The organism is Labrys wisconsinensis (genome assembly GCF_030814995.1).
In the GTDB taxonomy this organism is placed as follows: Bacteria; Pseudomonadota; Alphaproteobacteria; order Rhizobiales; family Labraceae; genus Labrys; species Labrys wisconsinensis.
Map to the genome: position 1 here is coordinate 300,532 of NZ_JAUSVX010000003.1, position 20,034 is coordinate 320,565.

The 20,034-nt window shown below is 70.3% G+C and carries 17 protein-coding genes and 1 riboswitch; of the genes, 5 read left to right on the top strand and 12 right to left on the bottom strand.

The genetic code is table 11. From position 1 onward, the window contains the following. Positions 1-263: 263 nt before the first annotated feature. From oiaX to QO011_RS11400, 4 genes are read left to right on the top strand one after another with little or no spacing between them, the layout of a single operon-like run. Entirely contained in the window at positions 264-1,538 is a 1,275-nt protein-coding gene (oiaX, locus tag QO011_RS11385; protein WP_307271743.1) for a 3-oxo-isoapionate-4-phosphate decarboxylase OiaX, read from the top strand. Beyond that, positions 1,531-2,319, top strand: coding sequence for a triose-phosphate isomerase (gene tpiA, locus QO011_RS11390; protein ID WP_307271746.1), 789 nt, complete (start codon positions 1,531-1,533; stop codon positions 2,317-2,319). The genes oiaX and tpiA overlap by 8 nt, the downstream gene beginning before the upstream one ends. Beyond that, positions 2,316-2,768 carry a D-erythrulose-4-phosphate isomerase gene (gene derI / locus QO011_RS11395; RefSeq protein ID WP_307271748.1) on the top strand — a complete coding sequence of 151 codons (453 nt, stop codon included), beginning with the start codon at positions 2,316-2,318 and terminating at the stop codon, positions 2,766-2,768. The genes tpiA and derI overlap by 4 nt, the downstream gene beginning before the upstream one ends. Beyond that, on the top strand, positions 2,765-4,093 hold the full coding sequence (locus QO011_RS11400) for a four-carbon acid sugar kinase family protein (protein ID WP_307271751.1): 1,329 nt from the start codon (positions 2,765-2,767) through the stop codon (positions 4,091-4,093). The genes derI and QO011_RS11400 overlap by 4 nt, the downstream gene beginning before the upstream one ends. Positions 4,094-4,099: 6 nt before the next feature. Here QO011_RS11400 and QO011_RS11405 read toward each other — a convergent pair whose 3' ends face one another. From QO011_RS11405 to QO011_RS11460, 12 genes are all read right to left on the bottom strand, one after another. Then, positions 4,100-5,368: an allantoate amidohydrolase gene (locus QO011_RS11405; RefSeq protein WP_307271753.1), complete on the bottom strand. Its 1,269-nt coding sequence runs from the start codon at positions 5,366-5,368 to the stop codon at positions 4,100-4,102. Beyond that, positions 5,365-5,892, bottom strand: coding sequence for a 2-oxo-4-hydroxy-4-carboxy-5-ureidoimidazoline decarboxylase (gene uraD, locus QO011_RS11410; RefSeq protein ID WP_307271755.1), 528 nt, complete (start codon positions 5,890-5,892; stop codon positions 5,365-5,367). The genes QO011_RS11405 and uraD overlap by 4 nt, the downstream gene beginning before the upstream one ends. A gap of 63 nt (positions 5,893-5,955) precedes the next feature. Then, positions 5,956-7,140, bottom strand: coding sequence for a urate hydroxylase PuuD (locus tag QO011_RS11415; protein ID WP_307271758.1), 1,185 nt, complete (start codon positions 7,138-7,140; stop codon positions 5,956-5,958). Between the two features lie 107 nt (positions 7,141-7,247). Next, entirely contained in the window at positions 7,248-8,327 is a 1,080-nt protein-coding gene (locus tag QO011_RS11420; protein WP_307271761.1) for a BMP family ABC transporter substrate-binding protein, read from the bottom strand. 126 nt (positions 8,328-8,453) lie between these two features. Further along, positions 8,454-9,389: an ABC transporter permease gene (locus QO011_RS11425; protein ID WP_307271762.1), complete on the bottom strand. Its 936-nt coding sequence runs from the start codon at positions 9,387-9,389 to the stop codon at positions 8,454-8,456. Position 9,390: 1 nt separating this feature from the next. Further along, a complete protein-coding gene (locus tag QO011_RS11430) occupies positions 9,391-10,497 on the bottom strand; it encodes an ABC transporter permease (RefSeq protein ID WP_307271764.1) in 1,107 nt (368 codons plus the stop codon). Continuing rightward, on the bottom strand, positions 10,487-12,010 hold the full coding sequence (locus tag QO011_RS11435; RefSeq protein ID WP_307271766.1) for an ABC transporter ATP-binding protein: 1,524 nt from the start codon (positions 12,008-12,010) through the stop codon (positions 10,487-10,489). Before QO011_RS11435 ends, QO011_RS11430 begins: the two co-directional genes overlap by 11 nt. 135 nt (positions 12,011-12,145) lie before the next feature. Then, positions 12,146-13,201: a xanthine dehydrogenase accessory protein XdhC gene (gene xdhC / locus QO011_RS11440; protein WP_307271768.1), complete on the bottom strand. Its 1,056-nt coding sequence runs from the start codon at positions 13,199-13,201 to the stop codon at positions 12,146-12,148. A gap of 87 nt (positions 13,202-13,288) precedes the next feature. Beyond that, complete coding sequence (xdhB, locus tag QO011_RS11445) at positions 13,289-15,613, bottom strand: xanthine dehydrogenase molybdopterin binding subunit (protein WP_307271771.1); 2,325 nt, start codon at positions 15,611-15,613, stop codon at positions 13,289-13,291. Beyond that, on the bottom strand, positions 15,600-17,078 hold the full coding sequence (xdhA, locus tag QO011_RS11450; protein ID WP_307271773.1) for a xanthine dehydrogenase small subunit: 1,479 nt from the start codon (positions 17,076-17,078) through the stop codon (positions 15,600-15,602). Before xdhA ends, xdhB begins: the two co-directional genes overlap by 14 nt. 3 nt (positions 17,079-17,081) lie before the next feature. Continuing rightward, positions 17,082-17,429 carry a hydroxyisourate hydrolase gene (gene uraH, locus QO011_RS11455; protein ID WP_307271776.1) on the bottom strand — a complete coding sequence of 116 codons (348 nt, stop codon included), beginning with the start codon at positions 17,427-17,429 and terminating at the stop codon, positions 17,082-17,084. Positions 17,430-17,525: 96 nt separating this feature from the next. Then, the gene (locus tag QO011_RS11460; protein WP_307271779.1) at positions 17,526-18,719 is read right to left on the bottom strand and encodes an O-succinylhomoserine sulfhydrylase; all 1,194 of its coding nucleotides are present in this window, start codon (positions 18,717-18,719) and stop codon (positions 17,526-17,528) included. Positions 18,720-18,750: 31 nt separating this feature from the next. Continuing rightward, positions 18,751-18,831, bottom strand: a riboswitch (SAM riboswitch). 73 nt (positions 18,832-18,904) lie between these two features. Here QO011_RS11460 and QO011_RS11465 point away from each other — a divergent pair. Beyond that, positions 18,905-19,987 (top strand): 2'-deoxycytidine 5'-triphosphate deaminase, encoded by a 1,083-nt coding sequence (locus QO011_RS11465; protein WP_307271782.1) that lies wholly within the window; start codon positions 18,905-18,907, stop codon positions 19,985-19,987. Positions 19,988-20,034 lie beyond the last annotated feature (47 nt).

The following is a 20,034-nucleotide window of genomic DNA, read 5'->3' on the forward strand; positions in this document are numbered from 1 at the left end:
AGGATAGGCGGCCTCCGCGCCGATGTCATCGGCGCCCGGGCTGCAAGTCAAGACGCCCTGCGCCCGGCTCGTCGCTTGATTTCCGTTGTCATAAGTTATACTCATCATACCAGATCGGTGTCAATGAAAGGCACGCGACCGGCAAGGCAGCCGGACGTCCGCCGGCAGGGACGTCCGGCACGACATCGAAGCCCGGCGGGCGCGCCGCAACCGGACCGGCATGGTCCGCGCATCGGCCGCGCCGTCCCATCCCGAATGGTTCCATGACGCAATCCTGCATCCGCCTGACCTACCGCATCGAGACGGCGGGCGACGTCCAGGCGCTGGCCGCCAAGATCGCCAGCGACCAGTCGACCGGCACCTTCGTGCCCGTCCCCGGCGAGACGCCGGAACTGAAGGCCCGGGTCGCGGCCAGGGTCGTCGGCCTGCGGCCCCTGGAGCCGCTGGCGGTGCCGAGCTTCCCCGCCGAGCCGGGCACCCCGCCCGGCACGCGCTACAACCGGGCCGATGCCGATATCGAGTTTCCGATCGAGGCCGTCGGCACCGACCTCGCCGCGCTGACGACCATCGCCATCGGCGGCGTCTACTCGATCAAGGGCTTTTCCGGCATCCGCATCGTCGACATGCAGCTGCCGGCCGAATTCGCCGCGGCCCATCCCGGCCCGCAATTCGGCGTTCCCGGCAGCCGTGCCCTGACCGGCGTCACGGACCGGCCGATCATCGGCACCATCGTCAAGCCGGCGCTCGGCCTGCGTCCGCACGAGACCGCCGCGCTGGTGCGCGAGCTGGTCGAGGCCGGCGTCGATTTCATCAAGGACGACGAGAAGCTGATGAGCCCGGCCTATTCCAGCCTGGCCGACCGGGTGAAGGCGATCATGCCGATCATCCTCGACCACGAGCAGAAGACCGGCGCCAAGGTGATGTATGCCTTCGGCATCTCGCATGCCGACCCCGACGAGATGATGCGCAACCACGACATCGTCGCCGAGGCCGGCGGCAATTGCGCGGTGATCAACGTCAACTCCATCGGCTTCGGCGGCTTCGCCTTCCTGCGCAAGCGCTCGCGCCTGGTGCTGCACGCCCATCGCAACGGCTGGGACATCCTGACCCGCCATCCCGGCCTCGGCATGGAGTTCAAGGTCTACCAGCAGTTCTGGCGCCTGCTCGGCGTCGACCAGCTCCAGATCAACGGCATCCGCGTCAAATATTGGGAGCCGGACGAGTCCTTCATCCGCTCCTTCCACGACATCTCGACGCCGCTGTTCTCAGCCGCGGACTGCCCGCTGCCGGTGGTCGGCTCGGGCCAGTGGGGCGGCCAGGCGCCGGAGACCTACGCCCGAACCGGCCAGACGCAGGACCTGCTCTATCTGTGTGGCGGCGGCATCGTCAGCCATCCCGGCGGCCCGGCGGCGGGCGTCAGGGCGGTGCAGCAGGCCTGGCAGGCCGCCGTGGCCGGCATTGCGCTGGAGACCTATGCCCGCGAGCATCGCGAGCTCGCCCAGTCGATCGAGAAGTTCGGAGACGGCCGCGATGCGTAAGCCGATGGCCGGCACCGGCTGGAAGATGAACCACACCGCCGCCGAGACGGCCGACTATGCCGAGCGGCTGAAAGCCATTCTCGCGCCCGGCATCGCCGACAGCCTCGACATCTTCGTGCTGCCGCCGTTCACCGCGCTGCACGCGGCGCAGCGGCATTTCGCCGGCTCGTCGGTCGCCTATGGCGGACAGAACATGCACTGGGACCTCTACGGCGCCTGGACCGGCGAGATCTCGGCGCCGATGCTGGTGGAGGCGGGCTGCCGCTATGTCGAGCTCGCCCATTCCGAGCGCCTGGCCCATTTCGGCGAGACCTACGAGCTGGTGCGCCGCAAGCTCGACGCCGCCCTCGCCGAAGGGCTGACCCCCATCCTCTGTCTCGGCGAAACCGGCGAGGACAAGCGCCAGGGGCGCACCGTGACCGTGCTGGCCGAGCAGCTCGCCACCGCCCTCACCGGCCAGCCGGCGGAGCGCGTGCCGGAGGTCGTCCTGGCCTACGAGCCGCGCTGGGCCATCGGCGCCGCCGCGGCCGCCTCCCCCGGACACGTCGCCGCCTGCCATACCGCGCTGCGCACGCTCTTGACGGAGCGCTACGGCGAGGACGTCGCGGACAGGACCCGCATCATCCATGGCGGCTCGGTCACGCCGGAGAACGGCGAGGAGCTGATCCGCCTGCCCGACGTCGACGGGCTGTTCGTCGGCCGCGCCGCCTGGTCGCCGGAGGGCTTCGCCCGCATCGTCGACATCGTCCATCGAGCCGCCCAGGAAAGGGTCCCGTCATGAAAATCGCCCTCGGTGCCGACAGCGCCGGCAAGCCGCTTCTCGACGTCATCGCCGCCCATCTCAAGGGCAAGCCCGGCCTGGAGGTCACCGACCTCAGCCAGTCCGGCACTTATGCCGGCACGGCCGAAGGCGTGGCCGCCGCCGTCGCCGCGGGCGAGTACGAGCGCGGCATCCTGTTCTGCGGCACCGGCATCGGCGTCGCCATCTCGGCCAACAAGGTGCCGGGCATCCGCGCCGCACAGACCCACGACACCTATTCGGCCGAGCGGGCCGCCAAGTCGAACAACGCCCAGATCATCACCATGGGCGCACGGGTGATCGGGCCGGAGCTGGCCAAGGCGATCGCCGACACCTGGCTCGCCTCCTCCTTCGACCCCCAGGGGCCCTCGGCCGGCAATGTCGAGGCCATCGACGGGCTCGACGCCAAATATGCCAGGCGTGCGGGATGAGCGACCTGCTGCTGTCCTATTACGGCGACGACCTCACCGGCTCCACCGACGTGATGGAGGCGATGGCCTCCCATGGCGTGCCGACCGTCCTGTTCATCCGCGAGCCGACGCCGGAGCAGCGCCGGCGCTTCGCCGATTGCCGGGCCATCGGCCTCGCCGGGACCAGCCGCAGCGAGACGCCGGACTGGATGGAGGCGCATCTGACCCCGGCCCTCGCCTGGCTGAAGACGCTCGAGGCGCGGTTCTGCCACTACAAGGTCTGCTCGACCTTCGATTCCCATCCTGATGTCGGCAGCATCGGCCGCGCCGTCGAGATCGGCCAGCGCGTCTTCGGCCAGCGGCGCGTCCCCCTGGTGGTCGGCGCGCCGCAGCTCAGGCGCTACACCGCCTTCGGCACGCTGTTCGCGGCCTATCAGGGCGCGACCTACCGGATCGACCGCCATCCCGTGATGAGCCGCCACCCCGTGACGCCGATGGCGGAGGCGGACCTCACCCGCCACCTGGCGCTGCAGACGGACAGGCCGATCGGCCTCGTCGACCTCGCCGCCCTGCAGGCGCCGGACGTGGATGCGGCCGTCGACGCGGCCCTGGCCGGCGGGGGCGAGATCGTGCTGTTCGACGTGGCCGATCCGGCGACGCAGCGCGCCGTCGGCCGCCAGCTTCTGCGCCTCTACCGCGGGCCGAGCTTCGTCGCCGGATCCTCGGGGGTGGAATATGCCCTGCTCGCGGCCTGGACGGCGGACACCACGGTGCCTGACAAGGCCGAGTTCGCGTCGCCCGGCAAGGCCGACCGCATCGCCGTGGTCTCGGGAAGCTGCTCGCCGACGACCGAACGGCAGATCCGCCATGCCGTCGGCCACGGCTTCGACGATATCGCCCTCGATCCGCGCGATCTGATCGGTGGCGACGTCGAGAATGCGGTCGCGGCTGCCATCGCGCGCGGCCTCGACAGCCTCGCCTCGGGGCGCAGCGTCATCCTCTACACCGCGCTCGGGCCCGCCACCGATCTCGGCGGCGAGATCGATCGGGAGAGCGAGGGGCGCCATCGCATCGGCCGGCGGCTGGGCGAGATCCAGCGGGCGCTGGTCGCTCGCGCTGGGCTGAAGCGCGCTGTCATCGCCGGCGGTGACACGTCCAGCCATGCCCTGCGCGAGCTCGGCATCTATGCGCTCACCACCCGCCTGCCGCTGCCGCAGACGCCGGGCTCGCCGCTCTGCCGGGCCTATAGCGAGGATGCCGCCTTCGACGGCCTGGAGATCGCGCTCAAGGGTGGCCAGGTCGGACGGGACGACTATTTCAGCCAGATCCGCGACGGCCTCGCCTGAGGCCGATCAGCCGCCGAAGCCCTCGACGAAGCGGATCAGCGCGGCCACGGCCCGGCCCATGTCCGCCGTCGAGACGAACTCGGCGGGGTTGTGGCTGACGCCGCCCCTGCAGCGCACGAACAGCATGGCGATCGGGCAGAGCCGGCCCATGGCCTGGCCGTCATGGCCGGCGCCGGAAGCGAGCCGCAACGCCCGCCCGCCGCCCGCCTCGATCGCCGCCCCCAGGCCGGCCTGCAATCCCGCGTCGCAGGCGGTGGCGCCGACCTCGTGGACGCGCTCCATCCAGGCGGTGACGCGGCGGCGTGCGGCGATCGCCTCGACGCCGTCGCGCAGACGCGTGAGCGCCGCCTCGCGCACCGTGTCGGTCTGCGAGCGCAGGTCGACGGTGAACACCACCCGTGCCGGGATGACGTTGGAGGCCCCCGGCGACAGGGTGAGCTTGCCGACGGTGGCGACCGTGAAGTCCGCGGCATTGTCGCGGCCGATCGCCTCGACCAGCCCCATGATCTCGGCCGAGGCCGCCAGCGCGTCGCGCCTGAGCGCCATCGGCACGGTCCCGGCATGGCCGGCCTCGCCGACCACGGTGACGGAGAGCCGTGTCTGGCCGGCGATGGCGGTGACCACGCCCAGCGCCTCGCCCTCGGCCTCCAGCACCGGCCCCTGCTCGATATGCACTTCGACATAGGCGGCGGCCTCGGCCGGATCGCAGGCCGCCTGCGCAATGGCGCCGGGATCCCCGCCATAGGCGCGCAGCGCCGCCTCCAGCGTGATGCCGTCGACAGATTCGACAGCCAGGGCGCCGGGGTCGAAATGGCCGGCGACGGCGCCCGAGCACAAGAGCGTCGCGGGAAAGCGGGAGCCCTCCTCGTCGCCGAAGGCGAGCACGTCGATGCCGAAGGGCATGGCGCCGCGGCTGCGGGCGATATGCTCGGCCGCCAGGATGCCGGCCACCACGCCGAGATTGCCGTCATAGGCGCCGGCATCGATGACCGTGTCGATATGCGAGCCGAGGAGCAGGCGCCGGGCGCCGTTGGCGCCCTGCCGCTCCGCCTCGGCCGGCAGGCGCCCGCGCACCGTGCCGAGCGCGTCCTCGCTCACGACGAGCCCGGCCGCCTGCATCCAGCTGGCGACGAGGTCGGCGGCGCGCCGGTGCTCCGGCGTGAGATAGAGGCGGGTGATGCGCCCCTCCTCCGCGCTGATCGCCGCCAGCGCCCGGATCATCGCTTCGGCACGCCGGCCGAGGGCTTCGATGTCGAGGATGGGACCGGCCGTCACCGCGACATCCCGCCATCCGGAGCCTCGACCTTGTCCTCCAGCCGGAAGCGGACGATGCGCATCACCTGCGCCAGCGCGGTCCAGAACTCCTCCTCGCGGGCGCCGCCGATGCGCTGCTCGAAGGCTTCGAGGATGCGGTGCTTGGTGGCGCCCTTGACGGCCAGGATGAAGGGGAAGCCGAAGCGGGCGACATAGCGGGTGTTGAGGTCCTGGAAGCGGGCGAATTCTTCGGGCGTCAGCGTGTCGAGGCCGGCGCCGGCCTGCTCGCGGCGCGAGGCTGCGGCCACCGTGCCGGCCAGGGCGGCCTTGCCGGCGAGATCGGGATGCGCCCGGATCAGCGCCTCCTGCTCGGCCCGCGCGGCGCCGGCGACAACAGCCTGGAAGGCGTCGACCATGGCTTCGCGCCCGGCATAGGGACGGGCCCGGCCAGCCCGCTCCGCCACCCAGGGCGAATGCTCGGCGATATCGCCGAAGGCTGCCAGGAAAGCAGGTGCGGACAGGGCATTGACGTCGTCGAGGGTCATGTCGGCGCGACCGAGGAATGTTTCGTCTCGCCGGGGAGCGGCGCGGGCAAGCTCATTTCAAGCTCATTTCTGGGCGGCGATCCAGGCGCCGAGCTCGGCCCGTTCCAGGTCGGTGATGTGGGTGGTGTTGCCGAGCGGCATGGCCCTCCCCTTCACCGCCTGCTGCTCGATCTGCGCGGCGTATTTGCGCAAGTTGTCGATCGTGTCGAGGTGCACGCCCTTGGGCGCCTTGGTGAAGGTCGGATTGGTCGGCTTCTCCGAATGGCAGGCGATGCAATGGGTGGCGGCGATGGTCATCGCCCGCTCGTCGCTCACCGGCCCGGTCACGACGGCCTCGGCCTCGCGCGGGGCGGTGACGAACATGGCGACGAACAGGGCGAGGGCGATCACCGGCAGCGTCCAGGCATAGCCCTCGAAGGGATCGCCGGCATCGGCGCGGTTGATGAGGTGGCGGATCATCGCGCCGGCGACCAGGATCAGCGCCACCACCAGCCAGGCGTGCGGATGGTCGGTGAGCAGGGGATAATGGTTCGACACCATCATCACGATGACCGGCAGCGTCAGGTAGTTGTTGTGCAGCGAGCGCTGCTTGCCGATGCGGCCGAGATCGGCGTCCGGCTTTTCGCCGCGCAGCAGCTGGCCGACCAGGATGCGCTGGTTCGGGATGATGATGCGGAAGACGTTGGCCGCCATGATCGTGCCGACGAAGGCGCCGACATGGATCAGCGCGCCGCGGCCGGAGAAGATGTGGGTAAAGAGGAAGGCCGCGCCGACCACCAGCACGAAGACGCAGAGCACGAGCAGGCCGGTATGCCGGCCGACCGGCGAGCGGCAGAGCCCGTCATAGATCAGCCAGCCGCCGGCGAGCGAGGCCAGCGAGATCAGGATGGCGCCCCCGCGCGACAGCGGCATCACCGAGGCGTCGATCAGATAGGCGTCGGCGTTCCAGTAATACTGCACCGCCATCAAGAGCATGCCGGTGACGAAGGTGAGATAGGCCTCCCACTGGAACCAGTGCAGATCGGGCGGCAGCGCGGCCGGCGCGACCGTGTATTTCTCGACGTGGTAGAAGCCGCCGCCGTGCACCATCCAGGACGTGCCGTAGACGCCCTCGTTCATCCGCTCGCGCCGGCGCAGCGAGAAGTCGAGCCAGACGAAATAGAAGCTGGCGCCGATCCAGCCGATGGCCAGGACGATATGGGCCCAGCGCAGCAGCAGGTTGAGCCAGTCGACGAGAAAGGCGCTCATGGCGAGCCATCGTGAGGGGCTGGTCGGGGAGGACGGCCGCGTGCCGCCATCCCTCTCCCGCCGGGAAAGGGATGGCGCGCGTTTCGGTCAGGAGCGGGCCGCGCCCGTCACTGCGGGACCTTGTCGTCGATGCCCTTGACGTACCAGTTCATGCTCAGGATCTGGCCGGCGTCGAGGTGGTCGCCGCCCTTGCACTCGACGGTGGTGCCGTCCTGGTTCACCACCGGGCACTTGAAGGGATGCAGCTTGCCCGACTTGATCGCCGCTTCCGTATCTTCCGCCAGCTTCTTGACGTCGTCCGGCATGTTGGTGAACGGCGCCATGGTCACCATGCCGGCATCGAAGCCGCCCCAGGTGTCGGAAGACTTCCAGGTGCCGTCGAGCACCGCCTTGGCTTCCTGGATGTAGTAGTCGCCCCAATGGTTGACGATGGCGGTGAGCTGGGCCTTCGGGCCGAACTTGATCATGTCGCTGTCCTGGCCGAAGGCATAGATGCCCTTCTCGGCCGCGGTCTGCATGGCGGCCGGGCTGTCCGTGTGCTGGGTCAGGATGTCGGCGCCCTGCGCGATCAGCGCCTTGGCGGCGTCCGCTTCCTTGCCCGGATCGAACCAGGAGGAAACCCAGACGATCTTGACCTTGAGGTCGGGCCGCACCGACTGGGCGCCGAGCATGAAGGAGTTGATGCCGGAGATGACCTCCGGGATCGGGAAGGGTGCGATGTAGCCGATGACGCCGCTCTTCGACATCTTGGCGGCGATCACGCCCTGGACATAGCGCCCTTCATAGAAGCGCGCGGCATAGGTGGAGAGATTGTCGGCGCGCTTGAAGCCGGTGGCGTGCTCGAACTTCACGTCCGGATATTTCTTGGCCACCTTCACCGTCGGGTCCATGAAGCCGAAGGAGGTGGTGAAGATCAGGCCGGCACCGTCGGCGGCCAGCGTCTCGATCACCCGCTCTGCATCCGGCCCTTCGGCCACGTTCTCGACGAAGGTGGTCTCGACCTTGTCGCCGAGCGCCTTCTCCAGCTCCTTGCGGGCGACGTCGTGCTGATAGCTCCAGCCGAAATCGCCGACCGGCCCGACATAGACGAAGCCGACCTTCAGCTTGTCCGCAGCCAGGGCGGGAAAGCCGAGACCGACCGCCAGGGCGGCCGCGGCCGCCGCCATCCACATTCTGCTCTTGTTCATGCGCCGTCCCCTCATCGTCGGCCGAGTTCGCTCGAGCGGGCCGGGCGCCGGCCTTGGCGCACCCGGTCCATCGCAACAAATGCCGGCCCGGCTGCCATGGGACCGGATGCGGCGCACCCCGCGGCCTCAGCGGTCGGGCATGAACGGCGTCCCCAGGGATGCCGGCGCCGCGCCGCCCCCGCCCTTCCGGGCCGAGATGACGACCAGGACCAGGATGGTGGCAAGATATGGCAGCGCCGTCCAGAACTGGCTCGGCCAGACCAGCCAGCGCGGCAGGTCGGCGGCAAAGGCCTGCATGTGCAGCTGGCCGATCCAGATCGCGCCGAAGAAATAGGCCCCCAGCAGGAGCCGCCAGGGCAGCCAGGAGGCGAACACCACCAGGGCGAGCGCGATCCAGCCGCGGCCCGCCGTCATGCCCGTCACCCAGAACGGCGTGTCGGCGAGCGAGAGATAGGCCCCGGCGAGCCCGGCGCAGCCCCCGCCGAACAGCACGGCGCCGAAGCGGATCAGCCGCACGGGATAGCCCAGCGCATGGGCCGAGGCATGGCTGTCGCCGACGGCGCGCAGCACCAGCCCGGCGCGCGAGCGGTAGAGGAACCACCACACCCCCGCCACCAGCGCCACCGAGAGATAGACCAGGGCATTCTGGCCGAAGACGATCGGCCCGAGGAAGGGGATGTCGGAAAGTCCGGGAATGTCGAGCTTGGGGATGGTGTCGCGCTTGCTGCCGACGAATCCGGTGCCGATCAGCTCGGACAGGCCGAGCCCGAGGATGGTCAGGGCGAGACCTGAGGCGACCTGGTTGGCGGCGAGCCGCAGGGTCATGAAGGCGAAGAGGCTCGCCATGGCCATGCCCGCGACGATCGCCGCCAGCACGCCGACGAAGGCATTGTCGGCGGTGAAGCCGGCAGCGAAGCCGGCCACCGCGCCCATGATCATCATGCCCTCGACGCCGAGGTTGAGCACGCCGGAGCGCTCGACGACCAGCTCGCCGATCGCCGCGATCAGGAAGGGCGTCGAGGAGGCGATGATGGTGAGAATGATGTCCTGGGTCAGCAGCATGTCACGCCGACCTTCCGGCAGCGGCCTTCGCCGAGGCCTGGGCCGCCTGGGCCTCGGACCGCGTCAGGCGGAAGCGATAGAGGATCAGGGTGTCGCAGGCGAGCACGTAGAACAGGAGCAGGCCCTGGATCACCTTGGTGATGCCGATCGGCACCTTCAGCGTGATCTGCGCCGCCTCGCCGCCGAGATAGGAGAGCGCCAGCAGCAGCCCCGCCAGCAGGATGCCGATCGGATTGAGGCGGCCGAGGAAGGCGACGATGATGGCGGTGAAGCCGTAGCCGCTGGCGAAGGGCAGCTGCAGCATGCCCATGGTGCCCGCCGCCTCGCTGATGCCGGCGAGCCCGGCCAGGGCGCCGGAGACCAGGAAGACGAAGATGGTCATGCGCCGCGGCGAGAAGCCGGCGAACAGGCCGGCGCGCGGCGCCTGGCCGAGCAGGCGGATCTCGAAGCCCTTCAGGGTGCGGGCCAGCAGGAAGGCGGTGGCCAGCACCGCCACCAGCGCCAGGGCCGCGCCGAGATGGATGCGGCTGTGCGGGATGATCACCGGGATGACGTTGTCGAAATCCGCGGTCAGCGGGAAGTTGAGCCCGGCCGGATCGCGCCAGGGCCCGCGCACGAGATAGTCGAGCAGCTTGTCCGCGACATAGACCAGCATCAGGCTGGTCAGGATCTCGTTGGTGTTGAAGCGGATCTTGAGCAGCGCCGGGATCAGCGCCCACAGCGCCCCGCCGGCCATGCCGGCCAGGATGATCGCCGCCACGGCGAAGCCCGAGGAGGTGCCCTGGCAGGCGAGCGCCACGCCGCCGCCGCAGGCGGCGCCGATGATGTACTGGCCCTCGGCGCCGATGTTCCAATTGTTGGAGAGGTAGCACAGCGACAGGCCGACGGCGATCAGCACCAGCGGCGTCGCCTTGACGAACAGCTCCTGGAAGGTGCGGAACTGGGTGAGCGGCCGGACGAAATAGACGTAGAGCGCCTGGCCCGGCGGCTTGCCGTAGAGCGCGAAGATGATGGCGGCCGACACCAGCGTCAGCGCGATGGCGATCAGAGGCGAGGCCAGCGCCATCAGGCTCGAACGCTCCGGACGCTTCTCCAGCTCAAGCCGCATGGGCAGCGCCCCCCATCAACAGACCGATGCGCTCCAGCGTCATCTGCGGCGCCGGATCGGCGGCGGACAGGCGCCCGTCATGGATCACCGCGATACGGTCGGCGATCTCGAAGATCTCGTCGAGATCCTGGCTCATGACGAGCACGGCGGCGCCGCGCCGCGACAGATCGATCAGGGCCTGACGGATGGTCGCCGCCGCGCCGGCATCGACGCCCCAGGTCGGCTGGCTGACCACCAGCATGCCCGGCTCGCGCAGCATCTCGCGGCCGACCACGAATTTCTGCAGGTTGCCGCCGGAGAGCGAGCCCGCCTCCGGATCGCGCTTGCCCTTGCGGACGTCGAAGGCCGTCGACACCGCATCGGCCTGCGCCGCCGCCTTGTCGAGGTCGACCATGCCGTGATGCACCAGCCCGGCGGTGGCGTGGCCGGTCAGCAGCGCATTCTCGGACAAGGGCAGCCGCGGCGCCGCGGCATGGCCGAGGCGCTCCTCCGGGACGAAGGCGGCGCCGAGCCTGCGGCGCGCCGTGACGCCGAGCAGCCCGGCCGGCGTGCCGTCGATGCGCAGGACCTCCGCCCGCGGCGCCGGCCGCTCGCCCGACAGCGCCGCGAACAGCTCGGACTGGCCGTTGCCGGCGACGCCGGCAATGGCGACGATCTCTCCGCCCCGCACCTCCAGCGACACGTCCTTCAGCGCCACGCCGTGCAGGTCCTCCGGCGGCATCGACAGGCGATCGAGCGTGAGGCGCGCGCCCCCCTCGCCGGCCTTCCGGCCGTGATGGACGGTGGCGATATCAGCGCCCACCATCATGCGCGCCAGGCTGGCCGGCGTTTCCTGCCGGGGGTCGCAGGTGGCGACCTTGCGGCCGTGGCGCAGCACCGTGGCGATATGGCAGATGCGCTTCACCTCCTCCAGGCGATGGGAGATGTAGAGCACCGCCCGCCCCTCGGCCGCAATCCGCTCCAGCGTGACGAAGAGCTGGTCCGCCTCCTGCGGCGTCAGCACCGAGGTCGGCTCGTCGAGGATGACGAGCTTGGGGTCCTGCATCAGGCAGCGCACGATCTCGATGCGCTGGCGCTCGCCGACCGAGAGCGAATGAACCATGCGCCGGGGGTCGAGCGGCAAGCCATAGGCCGCCGAGATCGCATCGATGCGACCGGCGGTGTCCTTCAGCGGCGTGCCCGGCGGCAGGGCGAGCGCCACGTTCTCGGCGACGCTCAAGGCCTCGAACAGCGAAAAATGCTGAAACACCATGCCGATGCCCATGGCCCGCGCCGCCGCCGGCCCGCCGAGCCGCACCGGCTCGCCCTGCCAGCGCAGCTCGCCCTCGTTGGGCTGCAGCAGGCCGTAGAGAATCTTCACCAGCGTCGACTTGCCGGCGCCGTTCTCGCCGAGCAGCGCATGCACCTCGTGCGGCATGATCGCCAGGTCGATGTGATCGTTGGCCGTCAGGGTGCCGAAAATCTTGACGATTCCCCGCGCCTCCATCAGGGGCGTGGCCGGACCTCCCGCCATTGCCGAACTCGTGACCATGCTCAATTGTTAGGCGAGGAATGCGGGGTTGAGAAGAGGAAAACAGCGTCGGACCCCGCGTAGCACGGCAGCGCCCGCGGACTCAAATTACGGCTTCTGCGCCGCCCGGACACGGCATCAGCGGTGCTCCGCCAGGCGGGAGAAGACCGGCAGCCGCGCCCGCGCCGCCTCGCGCACCATCAGCATCTGGGCCGCGACCGATGCGGCGATGACGGCCGGCTCCTTGCCCTCGATGCCCGGCAGGCCGATCGGACAGGCCAGCGTGTCGATCAGCCCGGACTCCAGCTCGGCCTGGCGCATCTGCGAGGCGAAGCGGGCCCGCTTGGTGGCGGAGCCGATGACGCCGACCAGCGCGAATCGCCGCGCCGCCAGCGCCGCCGTGGCGATCGCCAGGTCGAGCGCATGGCTGTGGGTCATGATCAGGACGATCGCCCCGTCCGGCTGGTCGCGCAACAGGCTCACCGGGTCCTCGGCCGCCACCGGCACGACGTTGCGGGGCACGTGGGCGGGGAAAGCGCCCTGACGCGCATCGGCCCAGACCAGGCGGAACGGCAATGGCGCCAGGGCGAGCGCCAGGGCGCGCCCGACATGGCCGGCCCCGAACAGGGCCACCGCCGTCGCCGGCGCACCGAAGCGCTCGAGCACGCGGCCGTCGGGCAGCACGCGCCGCTGCTCCGTCGGCGCCAGAGCGGTGGCTTCCTCGTCCGTCGCGAGGCGGCGGGCCAGGCGGCCGCCGGCTTCCGACAGGCCGAGGGTGACGAAGGCTTCGTCCCGCACGCCGGCCAGGGCGGCGATCCCGTCCAGATCCACCGCATCGAATCGCTCGATGGTGAGCCGCACCCGCCCGCCGCAGCATTGGCCGAGATCCGGGCCGAGCGAACGGTCGAGACGGCGCAGCCGAGCTCCACCGTCGGCCGCCAGCAGCGCCTGGGCCTCGGCCAGCGCCTGCCACTCCAGCGCGCCGCCGCCGATCGTGCCGGAGAACGCCCCGTCGGCCCTGACCGCCATGCGGGCGCCGACGTCGCGCGGGCTCGATCCCGACACCTCGACGACGCTGACCAGGGCGGCGCGACCGCCCGCCTCGATCATGCTGCGCAGGGTGGCGAACACCGACATCGGCAGGGTCTCACCAGCCGCCCGACCGGGCCGCAGCTGCAGGGCCGTGGGCGGCAATCGCCGTCATCATAACGCGGAAGCCCGGCGCTTGTCCGCAACGCGGCAGGACCGATCCCCCGCGGGGCCCGCCGGCGGCCCTCGGCCTCAGGACCGGCCCCGGGCGGCCCTCACCGCCTCCAGGATCGCCTCCGGCGTCGCCGGGGCGTCGAGCGCCACCGGCCGTCCGGGCGCGAGAGCGTGGACGGCGTCGGCGACGGCCGAGAAGACCGAGATCGCCAGCATCAGCGGCGGCTCGCCCACCGCCTTGGAACGGCCGATCGTGTCCTCGCGATTCTCGTTGTCGTAGAGCGCCACGCGAAAATCCGCCGGCACGTCCGCCGCGGTCGGGATCTTGTAGGTGGAGGGCGCATGGGTAAGGAGGCGGCCCTTGTCGTCGAAGACCAGCTCCTCGGTGGTCAGCCACCCCATGCCCTGGACGAAGCCGCCCTCGATCTGGCCGATGTCGATCGCCGGGTTCAGCGAACGGCCGACATCGTGCAGGATGTCGACCCGGTCGACCTTCATCTCCCCGGTCAAGGTGTCGATCGTCACTTCCGAGCAGGCGGCGCCATAGGCGAAGTAGAGGAACGGCCGCCCCTTCTTGTTCGCCCGATCCCAGGCGATCTTGGGCGTGCGGTAGAAGCCGGTCGAGGATAGCGAGACCCGGGAGAGCACCGCCTTCTTGGCAAGCTCGTCGAAGGTCATGCTCCTGTTGCCGCCATAGGCCCGGCCGCCGCGGAACGTCACCTCCTCCGGCCGCACCGCGAACTCGCCGGCGGCGACGGCAGCCATGCGCTCGCGGATCGTGCGTGCCGCCGCCTTCGCCGCCATGGCGTTGAGGTCGGCGCCGGAGGAGGCGGCGGTCGGCGCGGTGTTGGGGACCTTGGCCGTGGTCGTCGCGGTGATGCGCACGCGCCCCACCTCGATGCCGAACTCGTCGGCGACCACCTGCGCCACCTTGATGTAGAGGCCCTGCCCCATCTCGGTGCCGCCGTGATTGAGCTGGACCGAGCCGTCGGAATAGACGTGGACCAGGGCTCCGGCCTGGTTGAGATGCATCAGCGTGAAGGAGATGCCGAACTTCACGGGCGTGAGCGCGATGCCCTTCTTCAGGATGGCGCTGCCCTCGTTGAAGGCCTCCGCCGCCAGGCGCCGCTCGCGATAATCGCTGGTGCGCTCCAGCGTCTCGACCAGCGGCAGCAGCACATTGTCCTCGACCCGCTGGCCATAGGGCGTGTAGTCGCGGCCCGGCGCGTAGAAATTGCGCTTGCGCACGTCGAGCGGATCGAGCCCCAGCGTCCAGGCGATGGCATCGATCGTGCGCTCCATGCCGACCATGCCCTGCGGCCCGCCGAAGCCGCGGAAGGCGGTGTTGGACACCGTGTTGGTCTTCATCCGCCGGGTGCCGATATGCACGTCGCCGAGATAATAGGCGTTGTCGGCGTGGAACATGGTGCGGTCGCAGATGCCGAGCGACAGATCGGCGGAGTAGCCGCAGCGCGCGGCATAGGTGATGTCGTAGCCGTGGATCAGGCCGGTCTCGTCGAAGCCGACATCATAGGTGATGCGGAAGTCGTGGCGCTTGCCGGTCATCGCCATGTCGTCGTCGCGGTCGAGCCGGAGCTTGCAGGGATGCCCGGTGCACTGGGCGGCCACGGCCGCGATGGCGGCCCATTGGCTCGCCTGGCTCTCCTTGCCGCCGAAGCCGCCGCCCATGCGCCGGACCTCGCAGGTCACGGCATGGTCGGGAACGCCGAGCACGCGCGCGACCACGTGCTGCACCTCGCTCGGATGCTGGGTGGAGGACAGGACGTGCATGTCGCCGTCCTCGCCCGGCGTCGCCAGCGCGACCTGGCCTTCGAGGTAGAAGTGCTCCTGGCCGCCGACGAGGAAGCTGCCCTGCGCCCGGTGACGGGCATGGGTGAGCGCCCGCGAGACGTCGCCGCGGCGGAACTCGTAGTCCGGCATGACCGTGGTGCCGCCTTCGAGCGCCGCGTCGACGTCGACCACCGGCGCCCGCGCCTCGTACTCGATGCGGGCGAGCCGTGCCGCCCGCCGGCCCTCGTCGCGGGTCCTGGCGACGACGGCGAACACCACCTGGGCGTGGAACTCGACCCGACCGTCGGCGAAGCAGGGATCGACGTCGAAATCGACCGGCGACACGTCGTTGCGGCCGCGGATGTCGGCGGCGGTGAGGACGGCGACCACGCCCGGCGCCGCGCGCACCGCGGCGAGGTCGATCGACAGGATGCGGCCGGCGGCAATCGCCGCGCCGGAAGGAACCACGTGCAGGGTTCCCGCCGGCTCCGGCACGTCGTCGATGTAGCGGGCCGTGCCGGCCACGTGCTTGACGGCGGAATCGTGCGCTACCGACCGGCTCATCACGCCGTCCGTCACCGGCACCACGGCCAGGGTCTCATGCGGCGACATGGCTCGCCTCGCGCCGGCCGATCAGCCGCGTCTCCTCGCTCTGGGCGCCGGCGACTTCCACCAGCGCCTTGAGCAGCAGCGCCCTGGCGACCTCGCCGCGATAGGCGGCCGAGGCCCGGACATCGTCGATCGGCTGGAAATCCTCCGCGATGGCGTCGAGCGCCCGGGTCCAGGTGCCGCCGTCGTCGAGCACCGCCCCGATCAGGGCCTCCTCGGTCGCCGACGCGCGCTTCGGCGTCGCCGCCATGCCGCCGAAGGCGACGCGGGCATCGGCCACCACGCCGTCGAGGAGCGAGAACTTGAAGGCGCCCATCACGGCGGAGATGTCCTCGTCGAAGCGCTTCGACACCTTGTAGCAGCGGAACGCCTCGTCGGGCCGCAGCTTGGTCACGGCCACGCCGACCACGAACTCGCCGGGCCGGCGGTCCTGCTTGCCATAGGCGATGAAGAAGCTCTCCAGCGGCATGGCCCTGCCCTCGCTGCCCATGCGCAGATAGATCTTGGCGCCGAGCGCGATCATCGCCGGGGCGAGGTCGCCGATCGGCGAGCCGTTGGCGATGCTGCCGCCGATGGTGCCGGAGGCGCGCACCTGCCTGGAGCCGAACCGGCGCATCAGCTCGCCGAGGTCGGGATCGATGCCGCCGAGGGCCGCCTCGGCCCGGGCATGGGTCACGGTGGCGCCGATCGACAAGGCCTCGGGCGTCTCGACGAAGCGGTCGAGCCGGCCGACCCGCCCGAGCCAGATCACCTTGGCGATATCGCGCAGCTGCTTGGTGATCCATAGGCCGACATCGGTGGCGCCGGCCACCAGCGTCGCATCGGGATGGGCCTGGTAGAGCTCGGCCAGGGCGTCGATCGAAGCGGGCGCGGCGAAGAAGCGCTGCTCGTTGCCGATGAAGATATCCTCCTCGTCGGCGAGATCGGCCAGCACCGTCGCGGCCGCCGCGCGATCGCGGGCCGCCGCGCCGCCCACCTCGCCGGCGCAGGCCGCCAGCGCCGCATCGATGATCGGCCGGTAGCCGGTGCAGCGGCACAGGTTGCCGGCGAGCTGGTCCGTCACCACCTGGCGCGTCACCGGCCGCACGCCCTCCTCGTAGAGGGCGAAGAGCGACATGACGATGCCGGGCGTGCAGAAGCCGCATTGCGAGCCGTGATGGGCCACCATCGCCGCCTGCACCGGATGCAGTCCGGACGGCCCGGCGAGGTCCTCCACCGTGATCAGCTCGCAGCCGTCGATCATGCCCGCGAGCATGATGCAGGCATTCACGGGCTCGTAGACCATGGCGCCGTCGCGCAGCCGGCCGAGCACCACCGTGCAGGCGCCGCAATCGCCCTCGTTGCAACCCTCCTTGGTGCCGGTGGTCCGCCGGGTCAGGCGGATATGGTCGAGCAAGGTCAGCTTGGGGTCGAACCCATCGATGGTGTGCACCGTGCCGCCGCTGAGGTACTGCACCCGGTCGCGCATGGCTCAGCTCCCCCGGTAGGTCGAGTACCCGTAGGGCGAGACCAGCAGCGGCACGTGGTAGTGGCCGTCCTCGGAAAGACCGAAGCGGACCGGCACGACGTCGAGGAACGGGGTCGGCGGCAGCGTCACGCCGCCGCGCCGGAAATAGTCGCCGACATGGAAGGCGAGCTCGTAGACGCCGGGACGGAAGGCCTCGCCCTCCAGGATCGGGCCGTCGACGCGCCCGTCGGCATTGGTGGTGCGCTCGGCGAGCACCACCCCATCCGCGACGCGCGTCAGCGTCAGCGCCAGGCCGGCGGCGGGCCGGCCCGTGCTGGTATCGAGGACATGCGTCGTCAACCGTCCGGTCATGGCGCCCCGTCTTGAATCGCAGCAGCCATTCAAGTGTTGCCGGTTTTCGCGCCTGCGCAAAGGGGAATTGCGAGGTTTCGTTGACGGAAACGCCGCTCAGACCCCGTCCAGCGCCGAAATCAGGTCCTCGATCAGGTCCTCGGCATCCTCGATGCCCGCAGAGACGCGCAGCATGCCCTGGGTGATGCCCATGCCCAGGCGCTGATGCTCCTCGAAGCGCTGATGCGTCGTGGTGGAGGGGTGGGTCACCAGGCTCTTGGCGTCGCCGAGATTGTTGGAGATCTTGATGATGCGCAGGGCGTTGGCGACGCGGAAGGCCGCCGCCTTGCCGCCCGCGACCTCGAAGGTCACGAGCGTGCCGCCGCCGCGCATCTGCCGCCGCGCCACCGCGACCTGGGGATGGTCGTCGCGGAAGGGGTAGAGCACGCGGGCCACCGCGGGATGGCTCGCCAGCGCGTCGGCGATGAGACGGGCATTCTCGGTCTGCTGGCGCACCCGCAGCGGCAGCGTCTCCAGGCCCTTCAGCATCACCCAGGCGTTGAAGGGCGAGATCGACGGCCCGGTCTGGCGCAGCAGCGTGTGGATATGGTCGGCGATGAACTTGTCCGAGGCGAGGATGACGCCGCCGAGGCAGCGGCCCTGGCCGTCGATATGCTTGGTGGCGGAATAGACGACGCAGTCCGCCCCGAGCTGCAGCGGGCTCTGCAGCATCGGCGTGGCGAAGACGTTGTCGACCACCAGCTTCGCGCCGGCATCCCTGGCGATGGCGGCGATGGCGGCGATGTCCAGCACCTCCAGCGTCGGGTTGGTCGGGCTCTCCAGGAAGAACACCTTGGTCTCGGGCCGCACCGCGGCGCGCCACGCCTCCAGCTGCGTGCCGTCGACCAGGGTCGACTGCACGCCGAAGCGGGGCAGCAGCTCCTCGATGACGTAGCGACACGAGCCGAACAGAGCCTTGGCCGCGACGACATGGTCGCCGGCCTTGAGCTGGCCCATCAGCGAGGCGGTCACCGCCGCCATGCCGGTGGCGGTGGCACGGGCCGCCTCCGCGCCCTCCAGCTCGGCCATGCGCCGCTCGAACATGGCGACCGTCGGGTTGGAGAAACGGCTGTAGATATAGCCGGGTTCCTCGCCCTTGAAGCGCGCCTCGGCGGCCTCGGCGCTGTCGTAGACATAGCCCTGGGTCAGGAACAACGCTTCGGAGGTCTCGCCGAACTCGGAGCGCAGACTGCCCCCGTGCACGAGGCGCGTGGCGGGGCGGAGGGGACGGGAAGGCGTCTGATCTGGCATTGCGGCATCCATAAGCCGCGTGACGGAGCAAACGCTCCTTCCAACGGCCCCTTTAGCAAGTTGTTTAACGTGGCTGCAAGCCGGCCGGCCCAAATCCACCACGACGAAGATTGTGAGTAGCGGCCTGCGGCGATGGCGTCAATCACGCGTTTGCGTTAGGCAGGTCGATCGCATCGAGAGACCCCATGGCTTCCCACGGCATCCTGCCCTCGCAATCGATCGCGGCTCTCGCCACCGGCGGCATCATCCGCACGGAGCGGCCGCTCGATGCCGACCAGATCCAGCCGGCGAGCCTGGACCTCAGGCTGGGCGCCCGGGCCTACCGGATGCGCGCCAGCTTCCTGCCGGGCCCGCGCACCCGCGTCGAGGAGCGCATCCGCGACCTCGCCCTGCACGAGATCGACCTCAGCCGCGGCGCCGTGCTGGAGACGGGCTGCGTCTATATCGTGCCGCTGATCGAGAGCCTGGCCATGCCGGGCGACCTCCTGGCTTCGACCAATCCCAAGAGCTCGACCGGGCGGCTCGACGTGTTCACCCGGGTGATCACCGACCATGCCAAGGCCTTCGACCAGGTCGAGCCCGGCTATGACGGCCCGCTCTATGCCGAGATCGGGCCGCGCACCTTCCCGGTGCTGGTGCGCACCGGCTCGCGCCTGTCGCAGATCCGCTTCCGCAAGGGCGAGGCGCGCATCGACGACGCCTCGCTACGCGAGCTGCAGCGGCGCATGGGCCTGGTCTCCACGCCCGATCCCGACATTGCCGGCGGCGTGGCGCTCTCGGTCGACCTCGGCGGCTTCGGCGAGGGCATCGTCGGCTACCGCGCCAAGCGTCACACCGGCGTCGTCGACATCGACGAGCGGGCGGCCTGCGACCTTCTCGACTTCTGGGAGCCGATCCGGCGGCGTGGCCGCAACGAGCTGATCCTCGACCCCAACGAGTTCTACATCCTCGCCTCCAAGGAAGCGGTGCACGTGCCGCCGGACTTCGCCGCCGAGATGGTGCCTTTCGATCCGCTGGTCGGCGAGTTCCGCGTCCACTATGCCGGCTTCTTCGACCCCGGCTTCGGCTATGCCCCGGACGGCATGGAGGCGGCGCGCGCCGTTCTGGAGGTGCGCTCGCGCGAGGTGCCCTTCATCCTCGAGGACGGCCAGATCGTCGGCCGCCTCGTCTACGAGCGGATGATGGAGCGGCCTTCGCTCCTCTACGGCTCCGGCCTCGGCTCGAACTATCAGGGCCAGGCCCTGAAGCTGTCGAAGCATTTTCGTTAGCCGGGATCAGGATACGACGGCGCGCAGGAAGGAACCCGATCCGCCCG

What these genes read in the sequence shown, in the direction of transcription:
- QO011_RS11460 (WP_307271779.1), bottom strand. Translation starts at nt 18,719, where the DNA reads ATGCCAGATCAGACGCCTTCCCGTCCCCTCCGCCCCGCCACGCGCCTC.
- oiaX (WP_307271743.1), top strand. Translation starts at nt 264, where the DNA reads ATGACGCAATCCTGCATCCGCCTGACCTACCGCATCGAGACGGCGGGC.
- QO011_RS11425 (WP_307271762.1), bottom strand. Translation starts at nt 9,389, where the DNA reads ATGCTGCTGACCCAGGACATCATTCTCACCATCATCGCCTCCTCGACG.
- QO011_RS11420 (WP_307271761.1), bottom strand. Translation starts at nt 8,327, where the DNA reads ATGAACAAGAGCAGAATGTGGATGGCGGCGGCCGCGGCCGCCCTGGCG.
- QO011_RS11465 (WP_307271782.1), top strand. Translation starts at nt 18,905, where the DNA reads ATGGCTTCCCACGGCATCCTGCCCTCGCAATCGATCGCGGCTCTCGCC.
- QO011_RS11415 (WP_307271758.1), bottom strand. Translation starts at nt 7,140, where the DNA reads ATGAGCGCCTTTCTCGTCGACTGGCTCAACCTGCTGCTGCGCTGGGCC.
- uraD (WP_307271755.1), bottom strand. Translation starts at nt 5,892, where the DNA reads ATGACCCTCGACGACGTCAATGCCCTGTCCGCACCTGCTTTCCTGGCA.
- xdhB (WP_307271771.1), bottom strand. Translation starts at nt 15,613, where the DNA reads ATGTCGCCGCATGAGACCCTGGCCGTGGTGCCGGTGACGGACGGCGTG.
- uraH (WP_307271776.1), bottom strand. Translation starts at nt 17,429, where the DNA reads ATGACCGGACGGTTGACGACGCATGTCCTCGATACCAGCACGGGCCGG.
- QO011_RS11430 (WP_307271764.1), bottom strand. Translation starts at nt 10,497, where the DNA reads ATGCGGCTTGAGCTGGAGAAGCGTCCGGAGCGTTCGAGCCTGATGGCG.
- QO011_RS11400 (WP_307271751.1), top strand. Translation starts at nt 2,765, where the DNA reads ATGAGCGACCTGCTGCTGTCCTATTACGGCGACGACCTCACCGGCTCC.
- xdhA (WP_307271773.1), bottom strand. Translation starts at nt 17,078, where the DNA reads ATGCGCGACCGGGTGCAGTACCTCAGCGGCGGCACGGTGCACACCATC.
- tpiA (WP_307271746.1), top strand. Translation starts at nt 1,531, where the DNA reads ATGCGTAAGCCGATGGCCGGCACCGGCTGGAAGATGAACCACACCGCC.
- derI (WP_307271748.1), top strand. Translation starts at nt 2,316, where the DNA reads ATGAAAATCGCCCTCGGTGCCGACAGCGCCGGCAAGCCGCTTCTCGAC.
- QO011_RS11435 (WP_307271766.1), bottom strand. Translation starts at nt 12,010, where the DNA reads ATGGCGGGAGGTCCGGCCACGCCCCTGATGGAGGCGCGGGGAATCGTC.